Raw genomic sequence first — 26,992 nt, 5'->3', positions numbered from 1 at the left:
TAATCGCTTAACTGATCGGCATTACCCAGTAGGAGTGGCTTTAGCCGCGAAGGCTTCGCCGCTGAAGCGGCTCCTACAGGGCCCTACGCGATGGCAAGACGGCGGCCTGGCCAAACAACCTCAAGCCTACGGCAGATGCTGGCCGGCCTCATGCACCAGCCAGTCATGCACCGCGCGCCGTGATGGCGTGCTCAATGCGCCTTCGCGGTACACCAGCACGTACTTTTTACGCGCCTTGATCGGCTGGCCAAACGGCACGATCAGCGAGCCTTCCACCAGTTCGTTGGTGATCAGGGTCTTGCGCGCGATGGCCACGCCCATGCCCATGCGCGCCGCCTCGATGGTCAGGTGGTTGCGGTTGAACGTGTGGCCACGGCGCACATCCACCCCCTCGGCGCCAATCGCCGTCAGGTAAAACTCCCACTCGGCGTATTCGTAGCTGCCGCGCCAGGCGGTGATGTCGTGCAGCAGCGGGTAATGCACCAACTGGCTGGGGCCGTCCAGCGGCGGCCGGCCTTCCAGCAGTTTCGGCGAGCACACCGGGTACAACTCTTCTTCCAGCAACGGCGTGGTCTGCAACCCTGGGTAGCTGCCGTCGTTAAGGTCAATGGCCAGGTCGAAATCATCGTCGCGCAGCGAGCCGCTGCTGTCCTCGGCGATCACCCGCAACTGGATGTCGGGAAACGCCTGTTGCAGACGCGGCAGGCGCGGCATCAGCCACTTGTGCAAGAAGGACGGGATCGAGCGCAGCTTGAACACCCCGCCGATCTGCCCGGAATACAACAGGCGCAACTCATCGCTGATACGCCCCTGCACCTCGTTGGCGACCAGCGCCAGGCGCTGGCCTTCGGCGGTCAGTTCCAGACCACGGCCGACCCGGTGAAACAGGGCAAAGCCCAGGCGCTCTTCAAGCTGGCGCATTTGCTGGCTGATCGCGCCAGGGGTGACGTGCAGCTCATCGGCGCAGCGGGTAAAGGACAGATGTCGTGCGGCACAGGCAAACACCTGTAGCCAGGCATGCATCTGGGCATTGACGATTCGGCTCATTGAACAGTTCCGCTAAAGCGTTGCATAGGAACAATCGTTTGTCGTTTCAGGACCGCCAGCCAAAGATAAAGCCATCAGATGGGGCCTGTTGCCTCAGGCTATTTATCCGAGGGTTACACGACATGGCTATCAGCGTCTTCGACATGTTCAAAATCGGCATCGGGCCGTCCAGCTCGCATACAGTCGGGCCGATGCGTGCCGGTGCAACCTTCGTGACCGACCTGCGCAAGCACAATCTGCTGCCGAGCGTGGAACGAATTGAAGTGCGATTGTACGGGTCTCTGTCGGCCACGGGTATCGGCCATGCCAGCGACCGCGCCACCGTGATGGGGCTGATGGGCGAATGGCCCGACCGCGTCGACATCGTCGATGTCAACCAGCGCGTCGAAAACCTGCTCAAGGACCAGCGCCTGAACGTCGCAGGCGAACAGGACATCGAGTTTATCTGGGCACGCGACATGCTGCTGCTCGACGAAAGCCTGCCCTTCCACCCCAACGGCATGACGATTTGCGCCTATGGCGCGACCGGCGAGTTGTACGAGCAAACCTACTACTCGATCGGCGGCGGCTTCATCATCAATGCCGAGCAGGCCGCCAGCGGTCAGCTGGACGGTGACAGTACCGAACTGCCTTATGACTTCTCCAGCGCCAAGGAGCTGCTGCGCCTGTGCAAGACGCACAACCTGAGCATTTCGGCGTTGATGATGGAGAACGAAAAGTGCTGGCGCAGTGAAGCAGAAATCCGCGCCAAGATCCTCGATATCTGGGCTGCCATGCAGGCTTGCGTCAACAAAGGCCTGAGCGAACAAGGCATTCTGCCCGGCGGCCTGAATGTGCGTCGTCGCGCCTGGCGCTTGCACCAGAGCCTGCTGGAGGTGGGCAAGGCCAACGTGATCGGCTCGACCCTCAGCGCCATGGAGTGGGTCAACCTGTTCGCCCTGGCGGTCAACGAAGAAAACGCCGCCGGCGGGCGCATGGTCACCGCGCCCACCAACGGTGCGGCGGGTATTGTCCCGGCGGTGCTGCATTACTTCATGAAATTCAACCCGGCGGCCAATGACGACGATGTGGTGCGCTTTTTCCTCAGTGCCTCGGCAGTGGGCATCCTGTGCAAGAAAAACGCTTCGATCTCCGGCGCCGAAGTGGGCTGTCAGGGTGAAGTCGGCTCGGCCTGCGCCATGGCGGCGGCCGGCATCGCAGAGATTCTCGGCGCCACCCCACAGCAGGTGGAAAACGCCGCAGAAATCGGCCTGGAACACAATCTGGGCCTGACCTGCGACCCGGTCGGCGGGCTGGTGCAAGTGCCGTGCATCGAGCGCAACGCGATTGCCGCAGTGAAAGCCATCAACGCAGCACAAATGGCCTTGCGCGGCGACGGTGAGCACTTCATCTCCCTCGACCAGGCGATCCGCACCATGCGCGACACCGGCGCGGACATGCACGATAAATACAAGGAAACCTCGCGCGGTGGCCTGGCGGTCAGCCTGGTAGAGTGCTGAGGCCGGGCGTCTCGTGGTTGTTGTAGGAGCAGCTTTAGCTGCGAAGGCGTTTCGTAGATTGCCTTTCCCGGCTAATCTTCCCTGCTAAAGCAGGTCCTACAAACTAAAGCAGGTCCTACAAACTAACGCCGAGCAAGCGATCGATTACCCCTGACGTTTGACCGGATCGGCTGCGGCGGCATGCCGACGACTGGCGCGCTCTTTGACATCACGCACCAGCGCGGCAAGATCCCGGCCGCCGGTCAGGCTGGCGACCGGAATCCCAGGCACGAGCAGTTCGCGGGCGTGGCTCTCGGGGTTGAGCAACTCCAGAGTGATGGTGCCTTCTTGGGAAATCGTGCAGCGGCAAGGCGTGGGGGCAAACGCTTTTTCCAGAATATGGCGCAACTCGTTGTGCGAGAACATCAGAACATCCCTTCATCCGTATCGTTGGTTAGCGAGTGAGTCAGGTTCAAAACCTTAGTCTAGACCGCTCGGCGCAACGTTCAGTGATTTCGCCCGGAATACGACCAAAGTCTCAAAGCTCAGCCCAGCATGTCGCTGATCCAGCGCACCTGCTGACTGATGTCCTGGACCTTGTCCTGCGCCACCGCCTGACGGGCCTTGGCGAAGCCTTTGAGGGTCTGCTGCTTCTGCCGCAGGACCCGTTGCCACTTGTTCAAAAATGCCGGGCTGCGAACCTGCAATTGCACCGGGCCGAAGTACAGCTGCTCGGCGCTGTAGCTCACCGGCCCGCTACGTTCGGCGACAATGATTTCATAATCAAAGCGGTTCTCCCGCAACGCCTCCTCAGCCAGGATGCAATAGCCGTTATCCATCAGCCACTGGCGCAGTTCCCGCTCGCCGCCATTGGGCTGCATGATCAGCCGTTCGGCGCCGCTTAATCGCGCCCTGCCCGCCTGAAGAATGTCACGGATGGTTTCGCCGCCCATACCACACAGGCTGATCGCGGTGATTGCATCATCGGCTTCGATTGCCGCCAGACCGTCAGCCAGACGCACGCTGATCTGCGCCTGCAGGCCATATTCACGTACCGTGCGGGTTGCTGCATGAAAGGGCGTCAACGCCACCTCGCCGGCCACCGCCGAAGCAATCACCCCGCGCTGCACCAAGGCGACCGGCAGGTAGCCGTGGTCCGAGCCGATATCGATAAACCGGGCACCTGCGGGCACGTGAGCGGCAACGCGCTCCAGGCGCATGGACAAAGTCTGTTGGTTCACCGGCAGCCCCTTCAAGCACGCGCATCTGGCCCGGATGGCCAGAACGGGGCGCGACTTTATCGGGCAATGCCGGGGTTTTCAAATCGGCGTTCAGGATAAACAACCTGCCGGTCATCACGCCCGGCGCTGCTCCTGCTCCCGGGTGATTTGCTCCTGGCGGGAAAACGCCTGGCGCACCTGCTGGACCAGACCGGAAATCGCTCGGGCCGAGTTCAGTTCCCTGGCATTGAGATTATTGGCGACAAACGCCGGATGGCCGTATTCGGGACGATAGAGGCTGATGGTCATCAAGTGATCGGGGCTGATCGTGCACAGGCATTTGGTTGGCAGAAAGCCGGATTCGATAATCTGACGTAATTCGAGGGACGACATCATGCTTGATCTCCACGGCCAGACAGTGGCCTATGGCTAATGGATGAAGCACGGGAGAAATCGTTCCGGGAATTAGCTGAGCGGTTGCTTGTGCCTGGCATACAACCGCCCAGCGGTCAGCTAGATGCCGATGCGGGCCAATTGCTCGCGGATCTGCTCAAGCGTCTTGCCTCGGGTGTCCACGTTCGCACCGGTGGCACGAATCTGGCCGATTTCCTCATCGCTCAAGCCCAGGCAGCGAAGCTTGTCTGTCCATTGTTGCAAGCGCGCCGGGGCGGTATCACTGGCATTAGGCCCCTGCGCATTGCGCTGGCACACCTGGCACTGGTCATCAGGAAACCGCTTGGTCCCCCAGGTCCCCGGTCGGCGGTACTCGTACAGGCCACAGTCGCAGCGGCACAGCCATAGCGTGCCCTTGCCCGAACGGCTGGCGCGATACCAGGCAATGGCGGTCATCGTGCCGCGGCGTTTGCCGGTATGGTCGGCGGCGTTCAGCGGTCGGGGTGAGAGGTTGGGTAAAGCGTCGGTACAAAAGGTGCGGTGGCGTATGGGGCTATGCATAGGTCTGGCTCCTTGGGTAATGGAGCTGCCACGAATCGCCGCGACGCAATTGGGGTGGCAGCCGTGCGCGGGTTCGCGGACCGGTACCCAAGGAAACCGGCAGGCACGAGTGCCTCCCACACACGACCGCCATAACAAAACGTGCAGGCCAAAAACCTGCAGTCGTTACGAGGGTACTTGTGCACCTTAGGTATTGCGGGCCGCGACGCCCGTTGTCAGCAATGTGACGGGGCGCAAGATACGCGCCGAGGCGCGAGGGTGCAAGCCTCGCACAGCACCACAGCCTTGACGCGAACCTGGCCCATCCAGGTACAAACCCAGGGGCGGCAATGACTGGCAAAGACGGCGGCACATTCGCGCATGCAAGCACTCGCGTGCTTATTCCACAATCGTGGGTGTATCCCCGTCCCCCAAACAGATCGTCAACTGCTGGCCTTGCTTGTTGAAGGCGCAATGGGGCATTGCTTGCTGCTTCAAGGCGGCCAGTGGTACGGCTACAAAAAATCCACTCAGCGCTGTCGCTACCACTATTTTTCCGAATATTTTTAACTCGGAAAGTGAGGCTCTTTGGTTCGCCGTTTTTGCCCTTCGATAGGCATAAAAACCACTGACGAGAATCGCTGCACCGATCAGCATGGCAACCGTGATGTCTGACCGTCCGGGGCTGTACAGCAGATTACCGTTGGCATCGTCCGGGTAATTCAGTTGCCACCAGCCGCCGATGCACAGTGGCAAAAGCCCGGCAGCGATCCAGGCCAGGATCGCCCCCGGTAGCCGCAGCAGGATGACCACTGTCAAGCCGAGTGTGGCAACGCCCAGGCCACCAAGGTACAGCTGGGTGCCCATGGCGCCGCCGAACAGAGTGCCGCTGACGTCCTTGGGTGTGAGAAGGGCCCAACTGAAGAACGTGATGTGCACAAGCACAGCACATACGGTAATCCAGCTCACTGGGAAGTAAAGCCATAGCCATCGGCTGTTGGAGTGAAGCATGTTCATGCTCGCGCAGTGACAGGAAAGCACGTCAAAGAAATAGGCGTGAAACGGGCGGGTGTCAGCTGAACATGCCGAGCGCCTGATTCGGCTGCCAGTGTGCAATGTGCTTTTTTGGATTGCATGTTTTTTTCGGCGAGGTGCTTGCCACTCAATTTCAGTGAGGCTCGCCTCGAGCGACGGGGCAGGAAGCGCTACCAAGAGTGTGCGATACAGCGGGATGTGTCCCCTGCAGGAATCGAACCTGCATCTAGCCCTTAGGAGGGGCTCGTTCTATCCGTTGAACTAAGAGGACCCGATAGATGAGCTGACGGGCGTTGCCTGAGCGCCCTGTATCAGTGCTGGGCATTTTACGCAAAAACAAGGATTTAGCAAAAAATTCAGCCCGCTTCAGCGCGTAGGGTCATTCACCGGCCGATGCAGACCATCAGGACGCGCTGACTCGTGCGTCCGGATTTGGTTCCCGTGGCCGTCGTGCATTTTGCAACCCTGCAAATAGCCATCATTGCAAAACGCAACGCAAAAGCCGTTACATACAAATATAAATACTTGATTTAAAAGGATTTTTTATTGAATTGAGCTTGGCATGCAGACTGCAATATTACCCGTGGCAGGCAGAACCTCTCTTCCATCTCCGGGCACAGGTACACGACTATGAACATGATCCTCACCGCGTTGAACGCAGCCGCTCTGGTAGCGCTGGTGACCTTTCATCTTCAAGGCACTGCCACCCCTGTCGAGCAGGTGAATATCGAGATTCAGAGTGGCCTGCAAAAACCTGCGCAACTGGCAGTGATGACTGACAAACGTGCCAACCCGGCTATGCTGACCAATGACACACAACAGATGCCCCGCGCCACCGGCAGTGCGACACAGCGCTGGGTGTTCTGAAACATCGCTTAGAACCGTGCCTCACACGCTTAAAGAGAAAGAGAGAGCCGCCATGTCCAAGTCCGCACTGTCGTTTCTGATCCTTACGTTGATGAGTGTTGCTGTAGACCTGTTGCTGCCCGAGCAAGCGCTGACCTTGAATCTGGCTGCCAGGATCGCTGGCGGTGTGTTTGTCAGCCTGTTCCTCGGCGCGCTGGTCGTCGGCCGCCGCTTCAAGTTTGATCCCGTTCTGCGCTGAGCCCTTCGCACCTCTGCTACTGCTGATGGTTGTACTGGTCACCTGGCCTGCTGGCTGCGACCGGATCATCAGCTCGGGTCACGTACCCGCCCCGCCTGCAACGTCTTTTTACGCCTTATTCACCTCCCGTTCAGCACGTTGGTCGGAGCGCATTCGTATTCGCGGCCAGAAACAACTACGCTCTGAGTACAGATAGCCATGATGGCAAAAAGCAGTCAGGCGATCAGGGAGATCGTTGGAAGGGTGAACGGGGACACGCTATGCAAATTCGTTCGCAATTCTGATAATCGGTGCTGGCCATACGCCTTTATCTGAGTCAATATTTGTCACAGAATTGACGCCAAGGTTCCGACGTAATGGGGCATGATGCTGACCCCTTGATAGCGCGGTTGAACATTTAGCCAAAAGTGCTGTCACACAAGGACAAACTTGCGGCCACTTGCTAGAACCGCTTCCCCTGAACTAACCGGTTAAATATATGAGCCCTATGAAACAGGCTACTTATTCCAGCCGTACGGCTGACAAGTTCGTCGTCCGCTTACCCGATGGCATGCGTAATCGTGTGCAAGAGGTAGCTAAAAACCACCACCGCAGCATGAACTCGGAAATCATCGCACGGCTCGAGCAGAGCCTCATTCAGGAAGGCGCTTTTGGCGACGAGCCAGCTGTGCGCCTTGATAGCCCTGAGCTGACGCTTAGCGAGCGTGAACTGCTGCAACGTTTCCGCCAGCTCTCTCATCGGCAACAGAACGCCCTGGTGTCTCTGATTGCCCATGACACTGAACTGGCGGCTGAAGAGTCGTAAGTATCAAGTAAAACCTCAAGCCAGCTCACCAAGCTGGCTTTTTTTCACTGTAGTACCGCTCCCGTTTAGTTGTAGGAAGCTTCTTCAAAGTACAAAAAAACCGCCACTAAGGGCGGTTTTTTTGTGAGCCTGGTTCAGAGCAGGAATATCGTCGCCAGCCCCAGGAAGATGAAGAAACCACCGCTGTCGGTCATGGCCGTAATCATCACACTGGCGCCCATGGCCGGATCCTTGCCGACCTTGACCAGGGTCATGGGAATGATCACCCCCATGAACGCCGCCAGCAGCAGGTTGAGGGTCATGGCCGCGGTCATCACCACGCCCAGCGACCAACTGTCGTATAGCACATAGGCCACCACGCCGATCACCCCACCCCAGACCAGGCCATTGATCAGCGACACGGCCAGCTCTTTACGCAGTAAACGGGCAGTGTTGCCGGTGCTGACCTGGTCGAGCGCCATGGCCCGTACGATCATGGTGATGGTCTGGTTGCCCGAGTTACCGCCAATGCCCGCCACGATCGGCATCAGCGCAGCCAGCGCCACAAGCTTCTCGATCGAGCCTTCGAACAGGCCGATCACTCGCGACGCCAGGAACGCGGTGATCAGGTTGATCGCCAGCCACGACCAGCGGTTGCGCAGCGAGCGCCAGACCGAAGCGAAGATGTCTTCGTCTTCACGCAGACCCGCCATGCTACGGACTTCACTTTCACTCTCTTCACGAATCAGATCGACCATTTCGTCGATAGTCAGACGACCGATCAGCTTGCCGCCCTTGTCCACCACCGGTGACGAAATCAGGTCATAACGCTCAAATGCCTGAGCCGCCTCATAGGCATCGCCGTCCGGGTGGAAGGTCACCGGGTCGTCAGCCATGACCTCGGCGACCTGTTTGTCCGGGTCATTGACCAGCAGGCGCTTGATCGGCAGCACCCCTTTGAGCACCCCGTCGTAATCGACCACGAACAGTTTGTCAGTGTGGCTGGGCAATTCCTTGAGACGACGCAGGTAGCGCAGCACCACCTCCAGGCTGACATCCTCGCGGATGGTCACCATCTGGAAGTCCATCAACGCCCCGACCTGCTCTTCTTCGTAGGACAGCGCCGAACGCACACGCTCACGCTGCTGGACGTCCAGCGCTTCCATCAACTCATGGACAACATCACGCGGCAGTTCCGGCGCCAGGTCGGCCAGTTCGTCGGCGTCCATTTCCTTGGCGGCGGCAAGCAACTCGTGATCGTCCATGTCGGCGATCAGGGTTTCCCGAACGGCGTCGGACACCTCAAGAAGGATGTCACCGTCACGCTCGGCCTTGACCAGCTGCCATACGGTCAGACGGTCTTCCAGCGGCAGGGCTTCAAGGATGTAGGCGACGTCGGCAGAGTGCAGGTCGTCGAGCTTGCGCTGCAATTCGACGAGATTCTGCCGGTGGACGAGGTTCTCGACCCGGTCCTGATGCTGACCTTCCTGGCGGTGGGTCAGGTCTTCAACAATACGCTGGCGCTGCAACAGATCGATAACCTGAGCCAGGCGATCCTGCAGACTTTCCTGCGTTTTCTTTACTTCTCTTTCAGTCATAGGCGTACTCCACTCCCAGCAGGGAGCACGCCGGGAGATCAATCAGGTAGAGCTTGATTGTCAAAATCTGAGGTCAAATAACTACTGGGTAAGTCCATGGAGGTATTCCACAAGCCCCGGCGGGGCTGACGGGCGCAATCATACACCGCTTTGACCGTTTGGCACGCGTGAAAATTCGGGCAAGAACAAATGCTTGCGTCACAAACTTAACAATCTTGAGAGTCAGTATTACTACGACGTCACATTCAGCCAACAAAACACGCTCGTCAGCACATTCAGCCATCGCTAGGCTGAGCGGCATTGTCTGTCATGGAGGACTCGACGATGCGCAACATCGCGCTTTGCGTCGCCTTAGGCGCCCTGCTCCACCCCGTGCTCAATGTCCAGGCCAGAAGCATTCAGCGCTGCGAAGACGCCCAGGGCCAAGTCACCTTCACCCACCAAGGCTGTACAACCGAGCAGCACGGCCAACAGGTTGAAGCCTATAACCGGCCGCCCGGCAGCGTCCTGCCGGCGATACTGCCAAGCCTGCGCAATGATCGTCCCAAACCGCCGACCAAAGAGATCGTGGTGGTCGGGCAACGCGATGATGGTTGCGGCAACAGCCTGAGCCCAGAGCAACGGCGCAGTGCGATCATCAACCAGCGCACACCGCCGGGCATGACCCTCAGGGACGTAGAGAGCCTGCTGGGCCGACCAGACCGGGTTTCACAGCGCAATGGCGAGCTGCGTTACCATTACACGAGCAAAGAGGGCCGCACCCATCAGGTGAGTTTCGATCAGCATGGCTGCGTGAAGGGTAAACGCTGAAGCCGGCAAGTTTTTTCAGGTGCAAAACAAAAAGCCCGTATCTTTCGATACGGGCTTTTTGATGTATGGTGCACTCGACAGGATTCGAACCTGTGACCGCTCGGTTCGTAGCCGAGTACTCTATCCAGCTGAGCTACGAGTGCATTTGATGGTGCGCATTATAGGGCCTGCAATAATTCTGTAAAGCCTTTTCTGAAATAAATTCAAAGACTTACACAAAACCTGCGGGCAATGGTTTGCAGCCCCTGGAAAAACACAAAGCCCGTACCTTTCGATACGGGCTTTGCTTGTATGGTGCACTCGACAGGATTCGAACCTGTGACCGCTCGGTTCGTAGCCGAGTACTCTATCCAGCTGAGCTACGAGTGCATGTTATGGCGGAGAACGGGGGATTCGAACCCCCGACACCCTTTTGAGGTGTACTCCCTTAGCAGGGGAGCGCCTTCGGCCACTCGGCCAGCTCTCCGCAACAAGGGGCGTATGATAATCATCTCGCCGCCTCTTGCAAAGGTCTTTTTTGAATAAATTCAACAGCCTGCCATGGCAAGAAGCTGCTTTTTCAAACACAAAGAAAAAAGCCCGTATCTTTCGATACGGGCTTTTCAATATGGTGCACTCGACAGGATTCGAACCTGTGACCGCTCGGTTCGTAGCCGAGTACTCTATCCAGCTGAGCTACGAGTGCATGTGGTGGTTTTATACCAGACCGCCGCTGGTTGAAGCAGATTATCTGTCTAATCGAGCGGCTTCACCACCCCAACTGACAAACAACCTTTAAATGGTGCACTCGACAGGATTCGAACCTGTGACCGCTCGGTTCGTAGCCGAGTACTCTATCCAGCTGAGCTACGAGTGCATATTTGGGTGCTGCGCATTTTAGGTTGCTGAACTCTTTTGTAAAGCGCTTTCTTGCTTCGAAAGCCAGGTTCAACACACTGAAATAATGGCGGAGAACGGGGGATTCGAACCCCCGACACCCTTTTGAGGTGTACTCCCTTAGCAGGGGAGCGCCTTCGGCCACTCGGCCAGCTCTCCGCAACACGGGGCGTATATTAACTACGCATTTCCCCGTTTGCAAACAAAAAATTCAAATAAATTAATGGGTTGGTTCCTGATCCTTCTCTTTCTTGATCCGCAGGTAGATTTCTTCACGATGGACCGCAACTTCCTTGGGGGCATTGACGCCGATGCGCACTTGATTACCCTTGACGCCAAGCACAGTCACGGTGATTTCTCCATCACCAATGATCAGGCTCTCTGCGCACCGACGAGTCAGAATCAGCATACCTTTCTCCTCACGCAATACATTCAGGAACAACAGTCTGAAAAACCACGAGGCAAGTCTGTGACCAAAAAGCCACTAGCCAAGCCTGAGTATTGACTAACGCAACGAAAAGAACAGTCTTTGTGCGCAGATCAGAAACCCCAAGGCGCGCCTCAAGCGCGCCCTGGGTTCAATGGTCACTCGCCCTGGCGGGGAGCGTCCAGCTCGAAGGCGGTGTGCAGGGCACGCACGGCCAGTTCGAGGTACTTCTCTTCGATCACCACGGAAACCTTGATTTCCGAGGTCGAGATCATCTGGATATTGATGCTCTCTTTGGCCAGCGCTTCGAACATGCGACTGGCAACCCCGGCGTGCGAGCGCATACCAACACCCACGATGGAAACCTTGGCAATCTTGGTGTCACCACCGGCTTCACGAGCGCCGATCTCACGCGCTGTGCTTTCCAGGATCTGCAGCGCAGCCTGGTAGTCATTGCGGTGCACGGTGAAGGTGAAATCCGTGGTGTTATCGTGCGAAACATTTTGCACGATCATGTCGACTTCGATGTTCGCGGCACTGATCGGGCCGAGAATCTTGAACGCCACGCCCGGGGTGTCTGGCACACCACGGATGGTCAGCTTGGCTTCGTCGCGGTTGAAGGCGATGCCGGAAATGATCGGCTGTTCCATGGATTCCTCTTCATCAATGGTAATGAGGGTACCCGGACCCTCCTTGAAGCTGTGCAGGACGCGCAGCGGGACGTTGTATTTGCCGGCGAATTCGACCGAACGGATCTGCAACACCTTGGAGCCGAGGCTGGCCATTTCCAGCATCTCTTCGAAGGTGATCTTCTCCAGGCGCTGTGCCTGGGCCACCACCCGCGGGTCGGTGGTGTAAACACCGTCGACGTCGGTATAGATCTGGCACTCGTCAGCCTTCAAGGCTGCGGCCAGGGCCACACCGGTGGTGTCCGAACCGCCACGCCCCAGGGTCGTGATATTGCCGCTTTCGTCGACCCCCTGGAAACCTGCGACCACTACCACGCGGCCGGCCTTGAGGTCGGTGCGGATCTTCTGGTCGTCGATATCCAGGATGCGCGCCTTGGTGTGCGCGCTGTCGGTCAGAATACGAACCTGGTTGCCGGTGTAGGACACTGCTGGCACACCGCGCTTGATCAGCGCCATGGTCAGCAGGCCGATGGTCACCTGCTCGCCGGTGGAAACGATCACGTCCAGCTCACGCGGCGTCGGCTGATCGGTGATCTGTTTGGCCAGATCGATCAGACGGTTGGTTTCACCGCTCATGGCCGACAGGACGACCACCAGGTCATCACCGGACTCGCGGAATTTTTTTACCTTTTCGGCCACCTGCTCGATACGCTCGATGGAACCGACGGAGGTGCCGCCAAATTTCTGTACGATCAAAGCCATGTCAAAGCCGCCTCAGAACCCTTTAAAGGGCACCCGTTAAACATTCAGACCGGTTCTGGCCTGCCGGACTTCCGGCAGGCCAGAGCCCGATCAGACACCCTGCTCCACGAACGGAACGGTCAGCGCCAGCGCCGCATCCAGGGCGCTTGCATCGACACCGCCACCCTGGGCCATGTCGGGACGACCACCACCTTTACCACCCACAGCGGCAGCCGCCTGTTTCATCAGATCACCGGCTTTGAGTTGGCCAGTCAGGTCCTTGGTCACGCCGGCAACCAGCACGACCTTGTCATCCTGCACCCCGCCGAGCAGGATCACTGCGCGGCCGAGCTTGTTCTTCAACTGATCGACCAGCGCCAGCAGCGCTTTGCCGTCCTGACCATCCAGACGGGCGGTCAGAACCTTCACACCCTTGACGTCCTGCGCCTGGGCCGACAGATCGTCGCCCGCTGCGCTGGCCGCCTTGGCCTGCAATTGTTCCAGTTGTTTTTCCAGTTGACGGTTGCGCTCAAGCACCGCCGTCAGCTTGTCCAGCAGGTTGTCGCGATTACCCTTGATCAGGCTCGCGGCTTCCTTGAGTTGATCTTCGGCCGAGTTGACCCAGTTCAGCGCCGCCGCACCGGTCACCGCTTCGATACGGCGCACGCCAGCAGCCACGCCGCCTTCACTGATGATCTTGAACAGCGCGATGTCGCCGGTGCGCTTGGCGTGGATACCGCCGCACAGCTCGACGGAGAAATCGCCGCCCATGCTCAGCACGCGCACGGTGTCGCCGTATTTTTCGCCGAACAGCGCCATGGCGCCTTTGGCCTTGGCGGTCTCGATGTCGGTGATCTCGGTCAGCACCTCGGTGTTCTTGCGCACTTCGGCGTTGACGATGTCTTCAAGCTCACGCAATTGCTCAGGCTTGATCGACTCGAAATGGCTGAAGTCAAAACGCAGGCGCTGACTGTCGACCAGCGAGCCTTTCTGCTGCACGTGCTCACCCAGCACGCGGCGCAGGGCTTCATGCAGCAAGTGCGTGGCCGAGTGGTTGAGCGAGGTGGCCTGGCGCACTTCACCCGCAACCTGAGCCTGTACGTCGGCGCCGACGGTCAAACTGCCGCTGGCAATCACACCGTGGTGCAGGAACGCGCCGCCGGTCTTGGTGGTGTCACGCACGTCAAAACGCACGTCGCCGGCCTGCAGGTAACCGCTGTCACCGATCTGGCCACCGGATTCGGCGTAAAACGGCGTGGTGTCGAGGACCACAACGCCCTCTTCGCCTTCGTTGAGCTGACCGATCGACTGACCATCCTTGTAGATGGCCACAACCTTGGCAGCGCCTGCGGTTTCGGCATAGCCGGTGAACTCGGTCGCGGTGTCGACCTTGACCAGGCTGTTGTAGTCCAGGCCGAAGGCGCTGGCCGAACGGGCGCGCTCGCGCTGGGCGTCCATCTCACGCTCGAAACCGGCCTCGTCGAGGGTCAGCTCGCGCTCACGGGCGATGTCACCGGTCAGGTCCATCGGGAAGCCGTAGGTGTCGTACAGCTTGAAGATGACTTCGCCAGGCACCACAGAGCCCTTGAGCTCGGCCAGGTCCTGTTCAAGAATCTTCAGACCCTGCTCCAGGGTCTTGGCGAACTGCTCTTCTTCAGCCTTGAGCACGCGCTCGATGTGCGCCTGCTGGGCGACCAGCTCTGGGTAAGCTGCGCCCATCTCGGCCACCAGGGCCGCGACGATCTTGTGGAAGAAGCTGCCCTTGGCGCCGAGCTTGTTGCCATGACGGCAGGCGCGGCGAATGATGCGTCGCAGCACGTAGCCACGGCCTTCGTTGGACGGCAGTACGCCGTCGGCAATCAGGAAGCCGCACGAACGGATGTGGTCAGCCACGACTTTCAGCGAGGCCTGTGCATCATTGCTGCAACCGATGGCCTGTGCGCAAGCGGCCAGCAGGCTCTGGAACAGGTCGATCTCGTAGTTCGAATGCACGTGCTGCAACACCGCACTGACCCGCTCCAGGCCCATGCCGGTGTCTACCGACGGCGCTGGCAGCGGGTGCAGCACGCCATCGGCGGTGCGGTTGAACTGCATGAACACGTTGTTCCAGATCTCGATGTAGCGGTCACCGTCTTCTTCCGGCGAGCCGGGCGGGCCGCCCCAGATGTCTGCGCCGTGGTCAAAGAAGATCTCGGTGCACGGACCGCACGGGCCGGTATCGCCCATGGTCCAGAAGTTGTCCGAAGCGTAAGGCGCGCCCTTGTTGTCGCCAATGCGCACCATGCGCTCGGCCGGCACGCCGACTTCCTTGGTCCAGATGTCGTAGGCTTCGTCGTCGGTGGCGTAGACGGTGACCCAGAGTTTTTCCTTGGGCAGGTTCAGCCACTTCTCGGAAGTCAGGAAGGTCCAGGCAAAGGTGATCGCGTCGCGCTTGAAATAGTCACCGAAGCTGAAGTTACCCAGCATTTCGAAGAACGTGTGGTGACGGGCGGTATAGCCGACGTTTTCCAGGTCATTGTGCTTGCCGCCGGCACGCACGCATTTCTGGCTGGTCACGGCACGCGTGTAGGCGCGCTTTTCCTGCCCCAGAAAGCAGTCCTTGAACTGGTTCATGCCTGCGTTGGTGAACAGCAGGGTCGGGTCGTTGCCCGGAATCAGGGAGCTGGAGGCTACACGAGTGTGACCCTGTTCTTCGAAGAAGCTCAGGAAGGCTTCACGGATTTCTGCGCTTTTCATTAGGTTCTTCCACGGAGACTGCTGCCAGGCCCGTACACAACGCCACACTGGACGTAACGACGGCAAAGGGCCGCATTATATAGGCGTTGCGGCCACGGTACAGTGTGTTTGTATGATAGAGACGCTCAATTGGATTATCGGTCGCCTTCAGAGGCTACCGTAACACGACTGGTTGCAACGCCACGGGCGGCGACCCATGCCAGCAAACCGAGGTTCTCTCATCCAGTTTATTGTGCGATCGCGCTGACAGGTCTGGACCTTTCTCTTAATGGACGAACGAGCCGGATCAATATTCTCACCTGAACGTAAACCGGCATCGGCACAGATGCACGCGGGCCAGTGCTTATAAGCAAATGGCAGGGTCACTCGACTAAAGTGTCCAAGCATATTGATGGCAACTGTGTTACAAATCTTTCGCCGTCACCTTAAGGGTGTCGGCACGTTCTCAGGGCGGGGTGCAAGTCCCCACCGGCGGTAATGGCGTACAACGCCTAGCCCGCGAGCGCTTCAGGCCCTTCCTGAAGGTCAGCAGACCCGGTGTGATTCCGGGGCCGACGGTCATAGTCCGGATGAAGAGAGAACGGGATGAGTGTCGATCGTATACGGAAAACCTCGTCGAGACCGTGCCGGTGTCGATGTTTTCATACGCTGCCAGTATCCCCTTCGATCCAAACGCCCTGTTTTTTTCATAAACAGGAGTCAGAACACGTGCAACCTACCGCAATTAACAGCAAAGCCCACGCTAACGAGCGTATTGCGTTCATTCAGGCCTGCTGGCACAAGGATATTGTCGATCAGAGCCGCAAGGGTTTTGTCGAAACGCTGATTGAGCTGGGTTACAGCGAGAGTGATATCGACTTTTACGAGGTGGGTGGGGCTTTCGAGATTCCGCTGCATGCCAAGCTATTGGCTGAAAGTGGCCGTTATGCCGGGATTGTGGCGGCCGGGCTGGTGGTCGATGGCGGTATCTATCGCCATGAGTTCGTGGCGCAGTCGGTGATCAGTGGCTTGATGCAGGTGCAACTGGAGACCCGTGTGCCGGTGTTCTCGGTGGTGCTGACACCGCATCATTTCCATGCCGGTGAAGAGCATCAGAAGTTTTTCTTCGAGCACTTCGTGCATAAAGGTCAGGAAGCGGCGCGCACCTGTGCTGATACGCTGGCCAAGGTTCGGCAGTTGCAGCATCCGGCGGCGCCGCAGAAGGTCGCTAGCTAAACCGATGGCGCTGTAGGAGCGGTTTTAACCGGGAACGGCTCAACACGGTGCAAAAATCATTGCCGTGGTTGTCTGGGCTGCGGGTTTCGCCCCGACGGGCGACACCATTTTGAAAGCCGCAAAATGGGGGAAAACGGCTTGCTCCCGGTTTGGGTCCGCCCTCTGGGCGGACTTCCCTCCTTCCGGCGCCGATTCGGGGGCCGGCGCGATGGGCGTCCTGCCCAGCGCACCTGCTCCTAATATGAAGAGCAGCGGCTTCCCTGCCGGTTACTCCCCCGAATCGACACCTACACTCGGCCGGCACCCAAGTCGCGTTCAGCGGCGTCTGTACCATCTCGACTCGAAAAGCAGAAGCAAAGACAAGATCAAGATCCGCGACTGCCTTACCCCTGCAGCGCCTCCTCGCCCACCGGTACGATCAATATCCCTGCCCTGAGTCCATTGGCCACTTTGGGGTTGGGGAAGATGATTCGGGTGCCTGGCTGCTCTATGACCCAGCGAGTATTGCCGTCCTGAGCCAGCAGGTAGCCTTTGTCGAGTTCGGTGAAGTTTTCGACTTCGCAGGCCAGGTGCAGGATGAAGGCGTCGCTGTGTTTGATGATTTCCTGCGCCACGCTGAACAGTTGCAGGCCGTCAAGATGGTCTTCTTCGGTTTGCGGCTCGTTACCTTCGATGATCTGAATCAGTCGCTGGCGCAAGGCCGCCAGGTCGACGTGCTGGTTGTGGCCGAACGGGCGCGCCTTGCCCAGCTCCAGGGTGAAGGCCTGTGCATCGAGTTTGTCGCGGGTGTAGGCACTGAACACGTTGGAGGGTTTGTGCTGCAGCAGCGCCGCGCGAATGCCGGCGGCGCGCAGGCAGGCCAGTTCGTGGCGCGAAACAGGGCGATCTTGTTTCCATGGGCACAGGGCAAACTGTTCGATTGCCGAGCCACGGATCGCGGTGTGCAGGTCGTAGTGCAGACGGTAGCGATCGGCCAGGCTGAAGAAACTGCTGGCCAGTCGTTCAAGCTCACAGGCGCGCAGCGCTTCGAGGCCGCCGCTATGTTCGTGCTGGCCGTTGAACAGCCGGTTGAGGTCATGCTCGATATAACGCACCCCACGGCGCATGGCCTCAGGGTTGCCGAGCAGAAACAGAATACGTGCCCGTGGCACAAGCTGGCCTCGGGCAATACCGCGAATCAGCTCGTCGAGCAGCTCGATCGGCGCGGTTTCGTTGCCATGGATACCCGCCGACAGCAGCAGGTCCAGACCATTGTCGCGGCTCTGGGCGGGCCGCACTTCAAGCGCGCCCTCGCCCAGCCAGCGCATGCGCACGCCGCCGACGGTCAGTTGAGTCTTCTCCGCCGGTTCACGGCCGGCCAGGGTCAGGTCAAGCAGTTTACCGAGGGCGAGCATAGACGACTCCCTGTCTTAGTGGTTGCAGTCCGGACCGTGGACGTGACCGTCTTGCTCATCCAGATCGGCCGGCTCCATTTCCAGTTGCAGGCTGACCAGGTTGGTCGCCAATGGACGCAGCAACAGGTTGGCGTATTCAGTATCGCCCTCTTCCACATCGACACCGATCAGCAACTGGCCACGGCCGTCATGCTGGATCCATATTTCCTTGCCTTGCCAGACCACCGCCAGGCGGGTGCTGGACACGCTGCTGGCATTGCCATCGGCATCTTCAAGGATCAACTGCAGGGCGTCGCTCATGTTCGGGTGCTCCAGGCTTGAGTTAAAAAGCGCGTCAGATTTGTTGAAACGGATAAACGGCGCCCAGTTTAAGGATTTGCGTCAGCTCATCCAATGCCGTGCGACATTCAATCAGCAATTGCGGGTCGGCCAGATCGCGTTCGTGCATTCGGTCGCGGTAGTGCTTTGCGACCCAGTCGGTCAGCACGCCATACAAGCTGTCACTGAGGATAACCGCTGGATTGATCGCCGCCAGTTCCTGCGCGGTCAAAACCACCCGCAGGCGCAGACAGGCCGGCCCGCCGCCATTGCGCATGCTCTGCTTGAGGTCGAAGGCGCGCACCTGGCGGATCGGGCCACCCTGGCTCAACAGCGCCTGCAAGTAATTCCACACCCGTGGGTTGGCCTGGCACTCCTGGGGGACGATCAGCAACATGCTGCCGTCGTCACACGTGAGCAACTGGCTGTTGAACAGGTAAGAACGTACCGCATCCTCGACACCGACTTCAGCACGCGGCACGCAGATCGCCTGCAGGTGACCGCCGACCCGAGCGAGCTTGTCCTGCAACTCGCGCAGCACGGTCTTGCTGTGCAAAAAGGCATCTTCATGGTGGAACAGGACTTCGCCATTGCCCACCGCAATCACGTCGTTATGAAACACGCCCTGATCGATCACCGCCGGGTTCTGTTGGCCAAAAACCACCTGGCTGGCGTTCAGGCCATGCAGGCGCGCCACGGCGCTGGAGGCTTCAAGGGTCTGGCGGGCCGGGTACTTTTGCGGTGCCGGGTAGCGGGTGTCGAAGGCGCTGCGGCCATACACGAAAAACTCAACGCCAGGCTGGCCATGGTCACGGCACAGGCGAGTATGGTTGGCCGCACCTTCATCGCCGAACTGCGCCACCGCTGGCAATGCCGCATGGTGGGCGAAATACCGGGGGTCAGCGAACATCGCTTGCAGCACCCGGCTGGTGGTCGGGTGTTCAATGCTGCGATGGTATTTGCAGTTGAGGTTGGCAACGGTGAAATGCACCCGGCCATCATGGGTGTCGGCACTGGGGCTGACGGTGGCGGCGTTGGCCACCCACATGCTCGACGCCGAACAACTGGCCGCCAGCAGCGGCATGTCCTGGCGCGCCGCCTTCTCGATCACCTGCGCATCGCTGCCGCTAAACCCCAGCCGTCGCAGGCTGTCGACGTCCGGGCGCTCCTGGGGCGCAATCAGGCCCTGGGTGAAGCCCAGATCCATCAGCGCTTTCATTTTGGCCAGGCCCTGCAAGGCCGCTTCACGGGGGTTGGAGTTGAGCTGGCTGTTGCTCTGGGAGGCCACGTTGCCGTAGGACAGCCCCCCGTAATTGTGGGTCGGGCCCACCAGACCGTCGAAATTGACTTCACGGGTTTTCATCAGGACGGCTCCATGGATCTATTTTTTATGCTGCAACGCGCAAGGCTCAGTCGAAGCGAATACCCGGCGTGAGGCTGGCCGGCAGACTCAAGGCCTGGGCCTCAAGCGACGCTACCGGGTATGCACAGTAATCTGCCGCGTAATAAGCACTGGCGCGATGATTGCCCGAGGCACCGACCCCACCGAACGGCGCGGTGCTGGCGGCACCGGTCAATGGTTTGTTCCAGTTAACGATACCGGCGCGGCTTTGCAGCCAGAAGTCACGGTAACGCGCTTCGCTGTCGGACAATAGCCCGGCGGCCAGACCATAACGGGTGGCATTGGCCTCATCGATGGCCGCCGCAAAGTCGCTGTAGCGGATCACTTGCAGCAACGGCCCGAACAGTTCCTCGTCAGGGCGCTGCGCCACATCGGTTACATCGACAATGCCGGGGCTGAGCAGCGCGCTGCCCGCTTGCAGACGGGTCATTTCCAGCAACGCCTGAGCGCCATTGGCCAGCAACTGGCTCTGTGCCTGCAACAGTGCATCGGCGGCCCGCAGTGAAATCACCGCGCCCATGAACGGCGCCGGCTGGCTGTCGAACGCACCGACCTGCAAGGTGCGGCTCACCGCTACCAGGCGCTGCAAGAAGGCATCGCCCCAGCCGCCTTGCGGCACCAGCAGGCGCCGTGCGCAGGTGCAGCGCTGGCCGGCAGAGATGAATGCCGACTGAATCACGGTGTACACCGCGGCATCGACATCCTGCACCTGATCGACCAGCAACGGGTTATTGCCGCCCATTTCCAGGGCGAGAATCTTGTGCGGCTGCCCGGCGAACTGGCGATGCAGCGCTTGCCCGGTCTGGCTGGAGCCGGTGAAGAACAAACCGTCGATATCGGCATGCGCGGCCAGCGCGACACCGGTGTCACGGCCACCTTGCAACAGGTTGAGCACCCCGGCCGGCAAGCCCGCTTCGATCCAGCACTGCAGGGTCAGCTCAGCCACCCCCGGAGTCAGTTCGCTGGGCTTGAACACCACGCAATTGCCGGCCAGCAGCGCCGGTACGATATGCCCGTTAGGCAAGTGGCCGGGAAAATTGTAAGGTCCGAACACCGCCACCACGCCATGCGGTTTGTGACGCAATACGGCATTGGCATCGCCCAGCGGGCCGCCCTTCTCGCCGGTACGCTCACGGTAACTCTGGATCGAGATGGCAACCTTGTTGGCCATGCTGGTGACTTCCGTGGCGGCCTCCCAGAGCGGCTTGCCGGTCTCTTGACCGATGCGCCTGGCCAGCTCATCAGCACGGGCCTTCAAGCACGCCGCAAAGGCTTCGAGCAGGTCGATGCGCTCCTGCAAGGGTCGCAATGCCCAGCCGCTGAACGCCTGGCGCGCCGCCCGCACGGCCTGATCGACCTGGGCGGCGCTGGCCGCCTGGCCAGACCAGACCAGCTGCTGGCTGACCGGGTTGCGCGCCGTGAAGGCCTCGCCCTGCCCCGCCTGCCACTGGCCCGCGATGAACAGGCTGCTCATCAGCCACCCGCCGACAGCGGCACAGCGCGGACATTATCACCAGGGCCCATGCGCAGGCGCCGCGCCGTGGCCGGATCGACCACCAGGGTGCCGGCCACCGAACGCGCACGGCCGACGGTGATACGGCAGTCTTCACGCTTGCGGTTGTGGATCAGGAACAATGGCGCCTCATCACCGGCGGTGCCGATCGACAACACCAGGGTCTGGCTGTCGCGCACTGCACGGATCTTGCCGGTCTCGCACTCGATGGCCGGGCCGGCATCGAAGATATCGACGTAGCCCTGATAGGTGAAGCCTTCACTCTTGAGCATGGTCAGTGCCGGCTCGGTTTCGGCATGCACCCGGCCGATCACGCTGCGGGCGTCATCAGACAGAAAGCAGGTGTACAGCGGAAACTTGGGCATCAGTTCGGCGATAAACGCCTTGTTACCGACCCCGGTCAGGTAGTCAGCCTGGCTGAACTCCATTTTGAAGAAGTGCCGGCCCAGGCTTTCCCAGAACGGCGCCCGGCCCTGACCATCCGAGATGCCGCGCATCTCGGCGATGATCTTGGGGCCGAACAGTTCGGGAAACTCGGCAATGAACAGCATGCGCGCCTTGGACAGCAAGCGGCCATTGAGCCCGTTGCGCGAGTTGGCGTGCAGGAACAGCGAGCACAGCTCCGAGTTGCCGGTCAGGTCATTGGCCAGGAACAGGGTCGGAATCTCGCGGTAGATATTCAATTCTTGCGAGGCGTTGACTGTCAGGCCGACCCGGTAGTTGTACCAGGGCTCGCGCAACCCCACCGCACCGGCAATGGCCGAGATACCGATGACCTGGCCGTTCTCGTCTTCAAGCACGAACAGGTAGTCGGAGTCGGCGCGCTCGGCTTCACCGCGAAAGCTTTTTTCCGCCCAGCCCACGCGGTGGGTCAGGCGCTGCTCGTTGGCAGGCAGGGTGGTCAGACCGGCACCGGTGCTGCGCGCCAGGTCGATCAGCGCGGGCAGATCACTGCTGCGGACGGAACGAACGATCATGTCTTCTCCTCAAGGCCCCGTGCGGGGCCGCGAACCGGTCAGGCTTGCGCCGTCAGACCGAAACAATACGCACACTGGCGCCTTCACCGACGCCCAGTGCCTCGGCGGCCTGGCGATTCAGGGTCACCGGGCGGCCTGGCGCCCAGTCCAGCTCCAGCAACACGGCGCGGTAGTCCTGCAGCAGATCGTTGGCCACCAGATACGGACGCCCCCCACGGACGACATCGGCATCGGCATCGCCCTGAACCCTGACCGGCACCAGGCGGCTCTGGGCAATCGAACGAATACTGGACACCCGCGCATGCAAGGTCGGGCCGCCATCGAAAATGTCGATGTAGTGGTCGGTCTCGAAGCCTTCGCGCATCAGGATATCGAAGGTGATCTGCGCCCGTGGATGCACCTGGCCCATGGCCTCCTGGGCATCATCGGACAACAGCGGCACGTAGATCGGGTAATGCGGCATCAGCTCGGCCAGAAAGGTCCGGCTCTTGAGTCCGCAAAGACGCTCGGCATCGGCGTAGTTGAGGTTGAAGAAATGCCGGCCGATCGAGTCCCAGAACGGTGAGTCGCCGTTCTCATCACTGTAACCGACGATCTCGGTCACCACTGATTCGGCAAAGCGCTCAGGATGGCTGGCAATGAACAGCAGCCGGGCACGGGAGTTGAGTTCCGACCAGGCGCTGCCGACCAGCTCCGGGATCACATAAAAGCTGGTCAGCAAGCTGTTGCCTGTAAGGTCGTGACACAGCGACAACACGTGAGTCTTGTTGTGAATCTTCAACTCGCGGGAGGCGTGGACGAAGGTCTCGTTACGAAAGCTGTAGAACGGCTCGGAATAACCCGCCGATGCGACGATCCCGGAGCAGCCGACCAGACGCCCGGTCTGACTGTCTTCGAGCACAAAGAAATAGGTCTCTTCACCGTTGAAACTGACCTCGGCGGCGAACGAAGACTCGGACGCAGCGATCTTGTCACCCAACCGGCCGGCATCGTCGGGCAGGGAGGTGACACCGATCGGGCTATCGGCAGCGAGGCGCTGGACCTCGGCCAGGTCGGCCATTTGCGCGGGGCGCATCACCAGCATGGCGTCACTCCTTAGCGTGTGTGATCAATCACTGAGGCGCGCAGGCGTTACCTGCGCGCCACGAATTCTGGCCGCTGCCGCACCCGGCGACAGCAGCGCGACATCAGGCCGTAAGCTTGGCCACGGCACGTTCGAAGCGGTTCAGGCCCTCTTCGATATCAGCATCGAGGATCACCAGGCTGGGCGCAAAACGAACCACGTCAGGGCCGGCCTGCAGGATCATCAGGTCTTCGGTCTCGGCAGCGGCGAAGAAGTCCTTGGCCTTACCCTTCCAGGCATCGCTGAGCACCGCACCGATCAGCAGGCCCTGACCACGCACCTCGCTGAACACGCCGTATTTCTGGCCGATGTCCAGCAGACGGGTCTTGAACAGTTCATGCTTGGCTTGCACACCTTCAAGCACCTGCGGGGTGTTGACGATGTCGATCACCGCTTCGCCCACGGCACAGGCCAACGGGTTGCCGCCGTAAGTGGTGCCGTGAACGCCAACCGAGAAGTGGCTGGCCAGTTTCTCGGTGGTCAGCATCGCCGCCAGCGGGAAGCCGCCACCAATGCTCTTGGCGCTGGACAGGATGTCTGGGGTCACGCCGTAGTGCTGATAGGCGAACAGCTTGCCGGTCCGGCCCATGCCGCTCTGCACTTCGTCGAAGATCAGCAGCGCGTTGTGCTGGTCGCACAGCTCACGGGCGCCTTGCAGGTAAGCCAGATCAGCCGGCAGCACACCGCCCTCGCCCTGGATCGGCTCCAGGACCACGGCGCAAGTCTTGTCGCTGATCGCGGCCTTGAGCGCGTCCAGGTCGTTGTACGGCACATGGCTGATGCCAGTGATCTTCGGCCCGAAACCATCGGAATACTTAGGCTGACCGCCGACGCTGACGGTAAACAGGGTGCGGCCGTGGAAGCTGTTCAGCGCCGCGATGATCTCGTGTTTTTCCGGGCCGTGCAGGTCATGAGCGACACGCCGGGCCAGCTTGAAAGCCGCTTCGTTGGCTTCAGCGCCGGAGTTGCAGAAGAACACCCGCTCGGCAAAGGTGGCGTCCACCAGTTTGTGCGCCAGACGCAGGGTCGGCTCGTTGGTGAATACGTTGGACACGTGCCACAGGCTGTTGGCCTGGGCCGTCAGTGCGCCCACCAGCGCCGGGTGGCAATGACCCAGCACGTTGACCGCGATGCCGCCGGAGAAATCCACCAGCTCACGGCCCGCCTGGTCCCAGACTCGGGAGCCCGCGCCACGCACGGGAATGAACCCGGCCGGTGCGTAGTTGGGGACCATCACCTGGTCGAAATCGGCGCGTTGCACCGCAGCATGCTCAACGGACATCAGAATCTCCTGGAGAGAAACGCCTGCCTGGAACTGGCGAGCGATAGATAAAGGATTGTAAGGACTGCATTTTGTCTGGCCTTGCTAGCAGGCGACAAGTTATTACAGCCCAAGAGCGGACATGGACGTCAAGTTTCAACCAAGCGACACATTAAGTCACCCATGCACCTTGCGAATGATCGCAACCGTCGTAGGAACCGCTTCAGCGGTGAATGGCTTTCGACCGTCGAAACCGCCTTCCCGGCTAAAGCCGGTCCTACAGCGGTGAATGGCTTTCGACCGTCGAAACCGCCTTCCCGGCTAAAGCCGGTCCTACAGCGGTGAATGGCTTTCGACCGTCGAAACCGTCTTCCCGGCTAAAGCCGGTCCTACAATGGTGAATGGCCTTCCCGGCTAAAACGGATCGCCGTCCGGCCGGTCCTACCCCCGCTCTGCCGGCACCGAGGACAGTTCGAACGGGCTGTTGCTGCGGCGCTGGTTGCGATCTTCGCGCGGGGTGGCGCCGAAAAAGTTGCGGTAGGCGCTGGAGAAATGCGGCCCTGACGAGAAGCCGCACGACAGACCGATCTGAATGATCGACTTGCTGGTCTGCATCAGCATCTGACGGGCCTTGTTCAGGCGCAGCTCCAGGTAGTACTGGCTGGGTACGCGGTTGAGGTATTGCTTGAAGATCCGCTCCAGTTGCCGGCGTGAAACACAGACATGCTGGGCGATTTCGTCGGTGGTCAGCGGCTCTTCGATATTGGCTTCCATCAGCAAGACCGCCTGGGTCAGCTTGGGGTGGCTGGAGCCAAGACGGTTCTGCAATGGAATGCGCTGGCGCTCGCCGCCTTCACGAATGCGCTCGACCACCAGTTCTTCGGACACCGCACCGGCCAGTTCAGCGCCATGATCGCGGGCCAGCACCGCCAGCAGCAGGTCGAGCACCGACAGGCCGCCACAAGCCGTCATCCGGTCACGGTCCCAGTCGAACAGATGGCTGGTGGCGATGGCCTTGGGAAACCGCTCGCTGAAGTCGTCCTGCCAGCGCCAGTGCACCGCTGCGCGGTAGCCATCGAGCAGGCCCAATTGGGCCAGCGGGTAAACCCCGGCCGACAGGCCGCCGATCATGCAGCCGCTACGCACCAGTTGCTTGAGCGCACTGCCCAAGCCTGCCGAGATCGGCCCCGGCGGCTCGTCTGCCAGCAGAAACAGCTTGTGCAGGCCCTCAAGCCCGGCAGCCGACCACGGCTGGCCTGGCAAACGCCAGTCACCCGCGTTGGCCGGCGTATCCGCTGCGGCGTCGGCCGTTTCGGCGTGCAACACCACCCGCTCGTAGCTCACCTCGGGGTGAACCTGCCGGGCAACGCTCAAGGCTTCCTCAGCCAGTGCCAGGGTCAAGGCCTTGGTACCGGGCCAGACTAGAAAACCTATTCGATGAGCAGTCATTAGACATCCACTACATGTCGCCGTTAGGCGGAACCACACCGCTGGCCGTCAGGCTGCCAGTGCTTGCACAGCCTCTATCGGACGCATGCGCCGACGCAGGATGCCTTGTTCCACATCAGAAAGCACCAATCTGGTGCAAGTCACTTCAAGCTTCCCGCCAGGAACTGCTGCAAACGCTCCGATTGCGGATTGCTCAACACCTCGCGAGGATCGCCCCGCTCCTGAACCAGCCCCTGATGAAGAAACACCAACTGGTTGGACACTTCCCGGGCAAAGCCCATCTCGTGGGTCACCACTACCATGGTCCGGCCTTCCTGAGCCAGGCTTTGCATGACCTTGAGCACATCGCCGACCAGTTCCGGGTCCAGCGCCGAGGTTGGCTCGTCGAACAGCATCACTTCCGGCTCCATGGCCAGCGCCCGGGCAATCGCCACGCGCTGCTGCTCGCCACCGGACATGTGGCCGGGATAAGCGTCCTTGCGGTGCGCCACCCCGACCCGCGCCAGATAATGCTCAGCCTTTTCCAGCGCCTCCTGGCGTGGCACGCCAAGCACCTGCACCGGCGCTTCGATGACATTTTCCAGCGCGGTCATGTGCGCCCAGAGGTTGAAATGCTGGAACACCATCGACAGCCGCGAGCGCAGGCGCTGCAACTGCCTGGAGTCAGCGGCGCGCAGGCTGCCGTCCTTGCCCGGCACCAGGCGCAGCTCTTCGCCATTGAGGATGATCTTGCCGGCGTGGGGCTGTTCAAGCAGGTTAATGCAACGCAGGAAGGTACTCTTGCCCGAGCCGCTGGAGCCGATGATGCTGATGACATCGCCGGCCTGGGCGGTCAGTGACACACCCTTGAGCACCTCGTGGGTGCCGTAGCGCTTGTGCAGATCCTGGACTTGCAGTTTGTTCATCGTAGAAGGTTCTCGA

General features: G+C 60.2%; 25 protein-coding genes, 7 tRNA genes and 1 riboswitch. Of the genes, 6 read left to right on the top strand and 26 right to left on the bottom strand.

Annotated features, from left to right (window positions below):
* Positions 1–126: 126 nt before the first annotated feature.
* Complete coding sequence (locus tag NJC38_RS20185; protein WP_045481482.1) at positions 127–1,047, bottom strand: LysR substrate-binding domain-containing protein; 921 nt, start codon at positions 1,045–1,047, stop codon at positions 127–129.
* Positions 1,048–1,169: 122 nt separating this feature from the next.
* On the opposite strand from NJC38_RS20185, the gene NJC38_RS20180 reads away from it, so the two are divergent.
* Entirely contained in the window at positions 1,170–2,546 is a 1,377-nt protein-coding gene (locus NJC38_RS20180; protein WP_253116820.1) for an L-serine ammonia-lyase, read from the top strand.
* A gap of 144 nt (positions 2,547–2,690) precedes the next feature.
* On the opposite strand, the gene NJC38_RS20175 is transcribed toward NJC38_RS20180, so the two are convergent.
* The 6 genes from NJC38_RS20175 to NJC38_RS20150 form a co-directional block, all read right to left on the bottom strand.
* Positions 2,691–2,951 carry a DUF1652 domain-containing protein gene (locus NJC38_RS20175; RefSeq protein ID WP_045481488.1) on the bottom strand — a complete coding sequence of 87 codons (261 nt, stop codon included), beginning with the start codon at positions 2,949–2,951 and terminating at the stop codon, positions 2,691–2,693.
* Between the two features lie 119 nt (positions 2,952–3,070).
* On the bottom strand, positions 3,071–3,766 hold the full coding sequence (locus tag NJC38_RS20170; RefSeq protein WP_366856233.1) for a tRNA (adenine(22)-N(1))-methyltransferase TrmK: 696 nt from the start codon (positions 3,764–3,766) through the stop codon (positions 3,071–3,073).
* Positions 3,767–3,880: 114 nt separating this feature from the next.
* Positions 3,881–4,141: a DUF1652 domain-containing protein gene (locus tag NJC38_RS20165; RefSeq protein WP_045481494.1), complete on the bottom strand. Its 261-nt coding sequence runs from the start codon at positions 4,139–4,141 to the stop codon at positions 3,881–3,883.
* A gap of 117 nt (positions 4,142–4,258) precedes the next feature.
* Complete coding sequence (locus tag NJC38_RS20160) at positions 4,259–4,699, bottom strand: hypothetical protein (protein ID WP_045481497.1); 441 nt, start codon at positions 4,697–4,699, stop codon at positions 4,259–4,261.
* 378 nt (positions 4,700–5,077) lie between these two features.
* Positions 5,078–5,689, bottom strand: coding sequence for a hypothetical protein (locus NJC38_RS20155; protein ID WP_253116817.1), 612 nt, complete (start codon positions 5,687–5,689; stop codon positions 5,078–5,080).
* A 223-nt stretch (positions 5,690–5,912) separates the two neighbouring features.
* Positions 5,913–5,984, bottom strand: a tRNA-Arg gene (locus NJC38_RS20150).
* 359 nt (positions 5,985–6,343) lie between these two features.
* On the opposite strand from NJC38_RS20150, the gene NJC38_RS20145 reads away from it, so the two are divergent.
* The 3 genes from NJC38_RS20145 (at position 6,344) to NJC38_RS20135 (ending at position 7,623) form a co-directional block, all read left to right on the top strand.
* Positions 6,344–6,580, top strand: a complete 237-nt coding sequence (locus tag NJC38_RS20145; protein WP_253116815.1) for a hypothetical protein — start codon at positions 6,344–6,346, stop codon at positions 6,578–6,580.
* A gap of 52 nt (positions 6,581–6,632) precedes the next feature.
* Positions 6,633–6,818 (top strand): PA3371 family protein, encoded by a 186-nt coding sequence (locus NJC38_RS20140; RefSeq protein WP_253116813.1) that lies wholly within the window; start codon positions 6,633–6,635, stop codon positions 6,816–6,818.
* Positions 6,819–7,296: 478 nt separating this feature from the next.
* The gene (locus NJC38_RS20135; RefSeq protein ID WP_045481509.1) at positions 7,297–7,623 is read left to right on the top strand and encodes an Arc family DNA-binding protein; all 327 of its coding nucleotides are present in this window, start codon (positions 7,297–7,299) and stop codon (positions 7,621–7,623) included.
* Positions 7,624–7,757: 134 nt separating this feature from the next.
* On the opposite strand, the gene mgtE is transcribed toward NJC38_RS20135, so the two are convergent.
* The gene (gene mgtE, locus NJC38_RS20130) at positions 7,758–9,200 is read right to left on the bottom strand and encodes a magnesium transporter (protein WP_045481513.1); all 1,443 of its coding nucleotides are present in this window, start codon (positions 9,198–9,200) and stop codon (positions 7,758–7,760) included.
* 324 nt (positions 9,201–9,524) lie between these two features.
* Between mgtE and NJC38_RS20125 the strand changes: the two genes are divergently transcribed.
* Positions 9,525–10,010 carry a DUF4124 domain-containing protein gene (locus tag NJC38_RS20125; protein ID WP_253116810.1) on the top strand — a complete coding sequence of 162 codons (486 nt, stop codon included), beginning with the start codon at positions 9,525–9,527 and terminating at the stop codon, positions 10,008–10,010.
* A gap of 66 nt (positions 10,011–10,076) precedes the next feature.
* On the opposite strand, the gene NJC38_RS20120 is transcribed toward NJC38_RS20125, so the two are convergent.
* The 9 genes from NJC38_RS20120 to alaS all read right to left on the bottom strand — a co-directional run bounded on the left by NJC38_RS20120 (position 10,077) and on the right by alaS (position 15,419).
* Positions 10,077–10,153: transfer RNA gene (locus tag NJC38_RS20120), tRNA-Arg, on the bottom strand.
* Positions 10,154–10,302: 149 nt separating this feature from the next.
* A tRNA-Arg gene (locus tag NJC38_RS20115) sits at positions 10,303–10,379 on the bottom strand.
* Between the two features lie 6 nt (positions 10,380–10,385).
* Positions 10,386–10,476: transfer RNA gene (locus tag NJC38_RS20110), tRNA-Ser, on the bottom strand.
* 142 nt (positions 10,477–10,618) lie between these two features.
* A tRNA-Arg gene (locus NJC38_RS20105) sits at positions 10,619–10,695 on the bottom strand.
* Between the two features lie 94 nt (positions 10,696–10,789).
* Positions 10,790–10,866 (bottom strand) — tRNA-Arg (locus NJC38_RS20100).
* 88 nt (positions 10,867–10,954) lie between these two features.
* A tRNA-Ser gene (locus tag NJC38_RS20095) sits at positions 10,955–11,045 on the bottom strand.
* A 61-nt stretch (positions 11,046–11,106) separates the two neighbouring features.
* Positions 11,107–11,295: a carbon storage regulator CsrA gene (gene csrA / locus NJC38_RS20090; RefSeq protein WP_045481518.1), complete on the bottom strand. Its 189-nt coding sequence runs from the start codon at positions 11,293–11,295 to the stop codon at positions 11,107–11,109.
* 176 nt (positions 11,296–11,471) lie between these two features.
* On the bottom strand, positions 11,472–12,704 hold the full coding sequence (locus NJC38_RS20085) for an aspartate kinase (RefSeq protein WP_045481521.1): 1,233 nt from the start codon (positions 12,702–12,704) through the stop codon (positions 11,472–11,474).
* A 90-nt stretch (positions 12,705–12,794) separates the two neighbouring features.
* Positions 12,795–15,419, bottom strand: a complete 2,625-nt coding sequence (gene alaS / locus NJC38_RS20080) for an alanine--tRNA ligase (RefSeq protein ID WP_253116808.1) — start codon at positions 15,417–15,419, stop codon at positions 12,795–12,797.
* A 437-nt stretch (positions 15,420–15,856) separates the two neighbouring features.
* Positions 15,857–16,005, top strand: a riboswitch (FMN riboswitch).
* A gap of 122 nt (positions 16,006–16,127) precedes the next feature.
* On the opposite strand from alaS, the gene NJC38_RS20075 reads away from it, so the two are divergent.
* Positions 16,128–16,634, top strand: coding sequence for a 6,7-dimethyl-8-ribityllumazine synthase (locus NJC38_RS20075; protein WP_045481526.1), 507 nt, complete (start codon positions 16,128–16,130; stop codon positions 16,632–16,634).
* 383 nt (positions 16,635–17,017) lie between these two features.
* On the opposite strand, the gene astE is transcribed toward NJC38_RS20075, so the two are convergent.
* The 9 genes from astE to NJC38_RS20030 all read right to left on the bottom strand — a co-directional run bounded on the left by astE (position 17,018) and on the right by NJC38_RS20030 (position 26,976).
* A complete protein-coding gene (gene astE, locus NJC38_RS20070; protein WP_045481529.1) occupies positions 17,018–18,028 on the bottom strand; it encodes a succinylglutamate desuccinylase in 1,011 nt (336 codons plus the stop codon).
* A gap of 15 nt (positions 18,029–18,043) precedes the next feature.
* Entirely contained in the window at positions 18,044–18,328 is a 285-nt protein-coding gene (locus NJC38_RS20065) for a topoisomerase II (RefSeq protein WP_253116806.1), read from the bottom strand.
* Positions 18,329–18,362: 34 nt separating this feature from the next.
* Complete coding sequence (astB, locus tag NJC38_RS20060) at positions 18,363–19,709, bottom strand: N-succinylarginine dihydrolase (protein WP_253116804.1); 1,347 nt, start codon at positions 19,707–19,709, stop codon at positions 18,363–18,365.
* A 46-nt stretch (positions 19,710–19,755) separates the two neighbouring features.
* The gene (gene astD, locus NJC38_RS20055) at positions 19,756–21,225 is read right to left on the bottom strand and encodes a succinylglutamate-semialdehyde dehydrogenase (protein WP_253116854.1); all 1,470 of its coding nucleotides are present in this window, start codon (positions 21,223–21,225) and stop codon (positions 19,756–19,758) included.
* Positions 21,222–22,238: an arginine N-succinyltransferase gene (gene astA, locus NJC38_RS20050; protein WP_253116801.1), complete on the bottom strand. Its 1,017-nt coding sequence runs from the start codon at positions 22,236–22,238 to the stop codon at positions 21,222–21,224. Before astA ends, astD begins: the two co-directional genes overlap by 4 nt.
* A 52-nt stretch (positions 22,239–22,290) precedes the next feature.
* Positions 22,291–23,322 (bottom strand): arginine/ornithine succinyltransferase subunit alpha, encoded by a 1,032-nt coding sequence (gene aruF / locus NJC38_RS20045; RefSeq protein WP_045481544.1) that lies wholly within the window; start codon positions 23,320–23,322, stop codon positions 22,291–22,293.
* 103 nt (positions 23,323–23,425) lie between these two features.
* Positions 23,426–24,643, bottom strand: coding sequence for an aspartate aminotransferase family protein (locus NJC38_RS20040; RefSeq protein WP_253116799.1), 1,218 nt, complete (start codon positions 24,641–24,643; stop codon positions 23,426–23,428).
* A gap of 420 nt (positions 24,644–25,063) precedes the next feature.
* Entirely contained in the window at positions 25,064–26,071 is a 1,008-nt protein-coding gene (locus NJC38_RS20035) for a GlxA family transcriptional regulator (RefSeq protein WP_253116797.1), read from the bottom strand.
* A 140-nt stretch (positions 26,072–26,211) separates the two neighbouring features.
* Positions 26,212–26,976: an ATP-binding cassette domain-containing protein gene (locus NJC38_RS20030; protein ID WP_253116795.1), complete on the bottom strand. Its 765-nt coding sequence runs from the start codon at positions 26,974–26,976 to the stop codon at positions 26,212–26,214.
* Positions 26,977–26,992: the final 16 nt, after the last annotated feature.

The organism is Pseudomonas sp. 21LCFQ010, assembly GCF_024129905.1.
GTDB lineage: Bacteria > Pseudomonadota > Gammaproteobacteria > Pseudomonadales > Pseudomonadaceae > Aquipseudomonas.
Note: the sequence above shows the minus strand (reverse complement) of the source record. Positions and strands in the feature narration are given on the sequence as shown.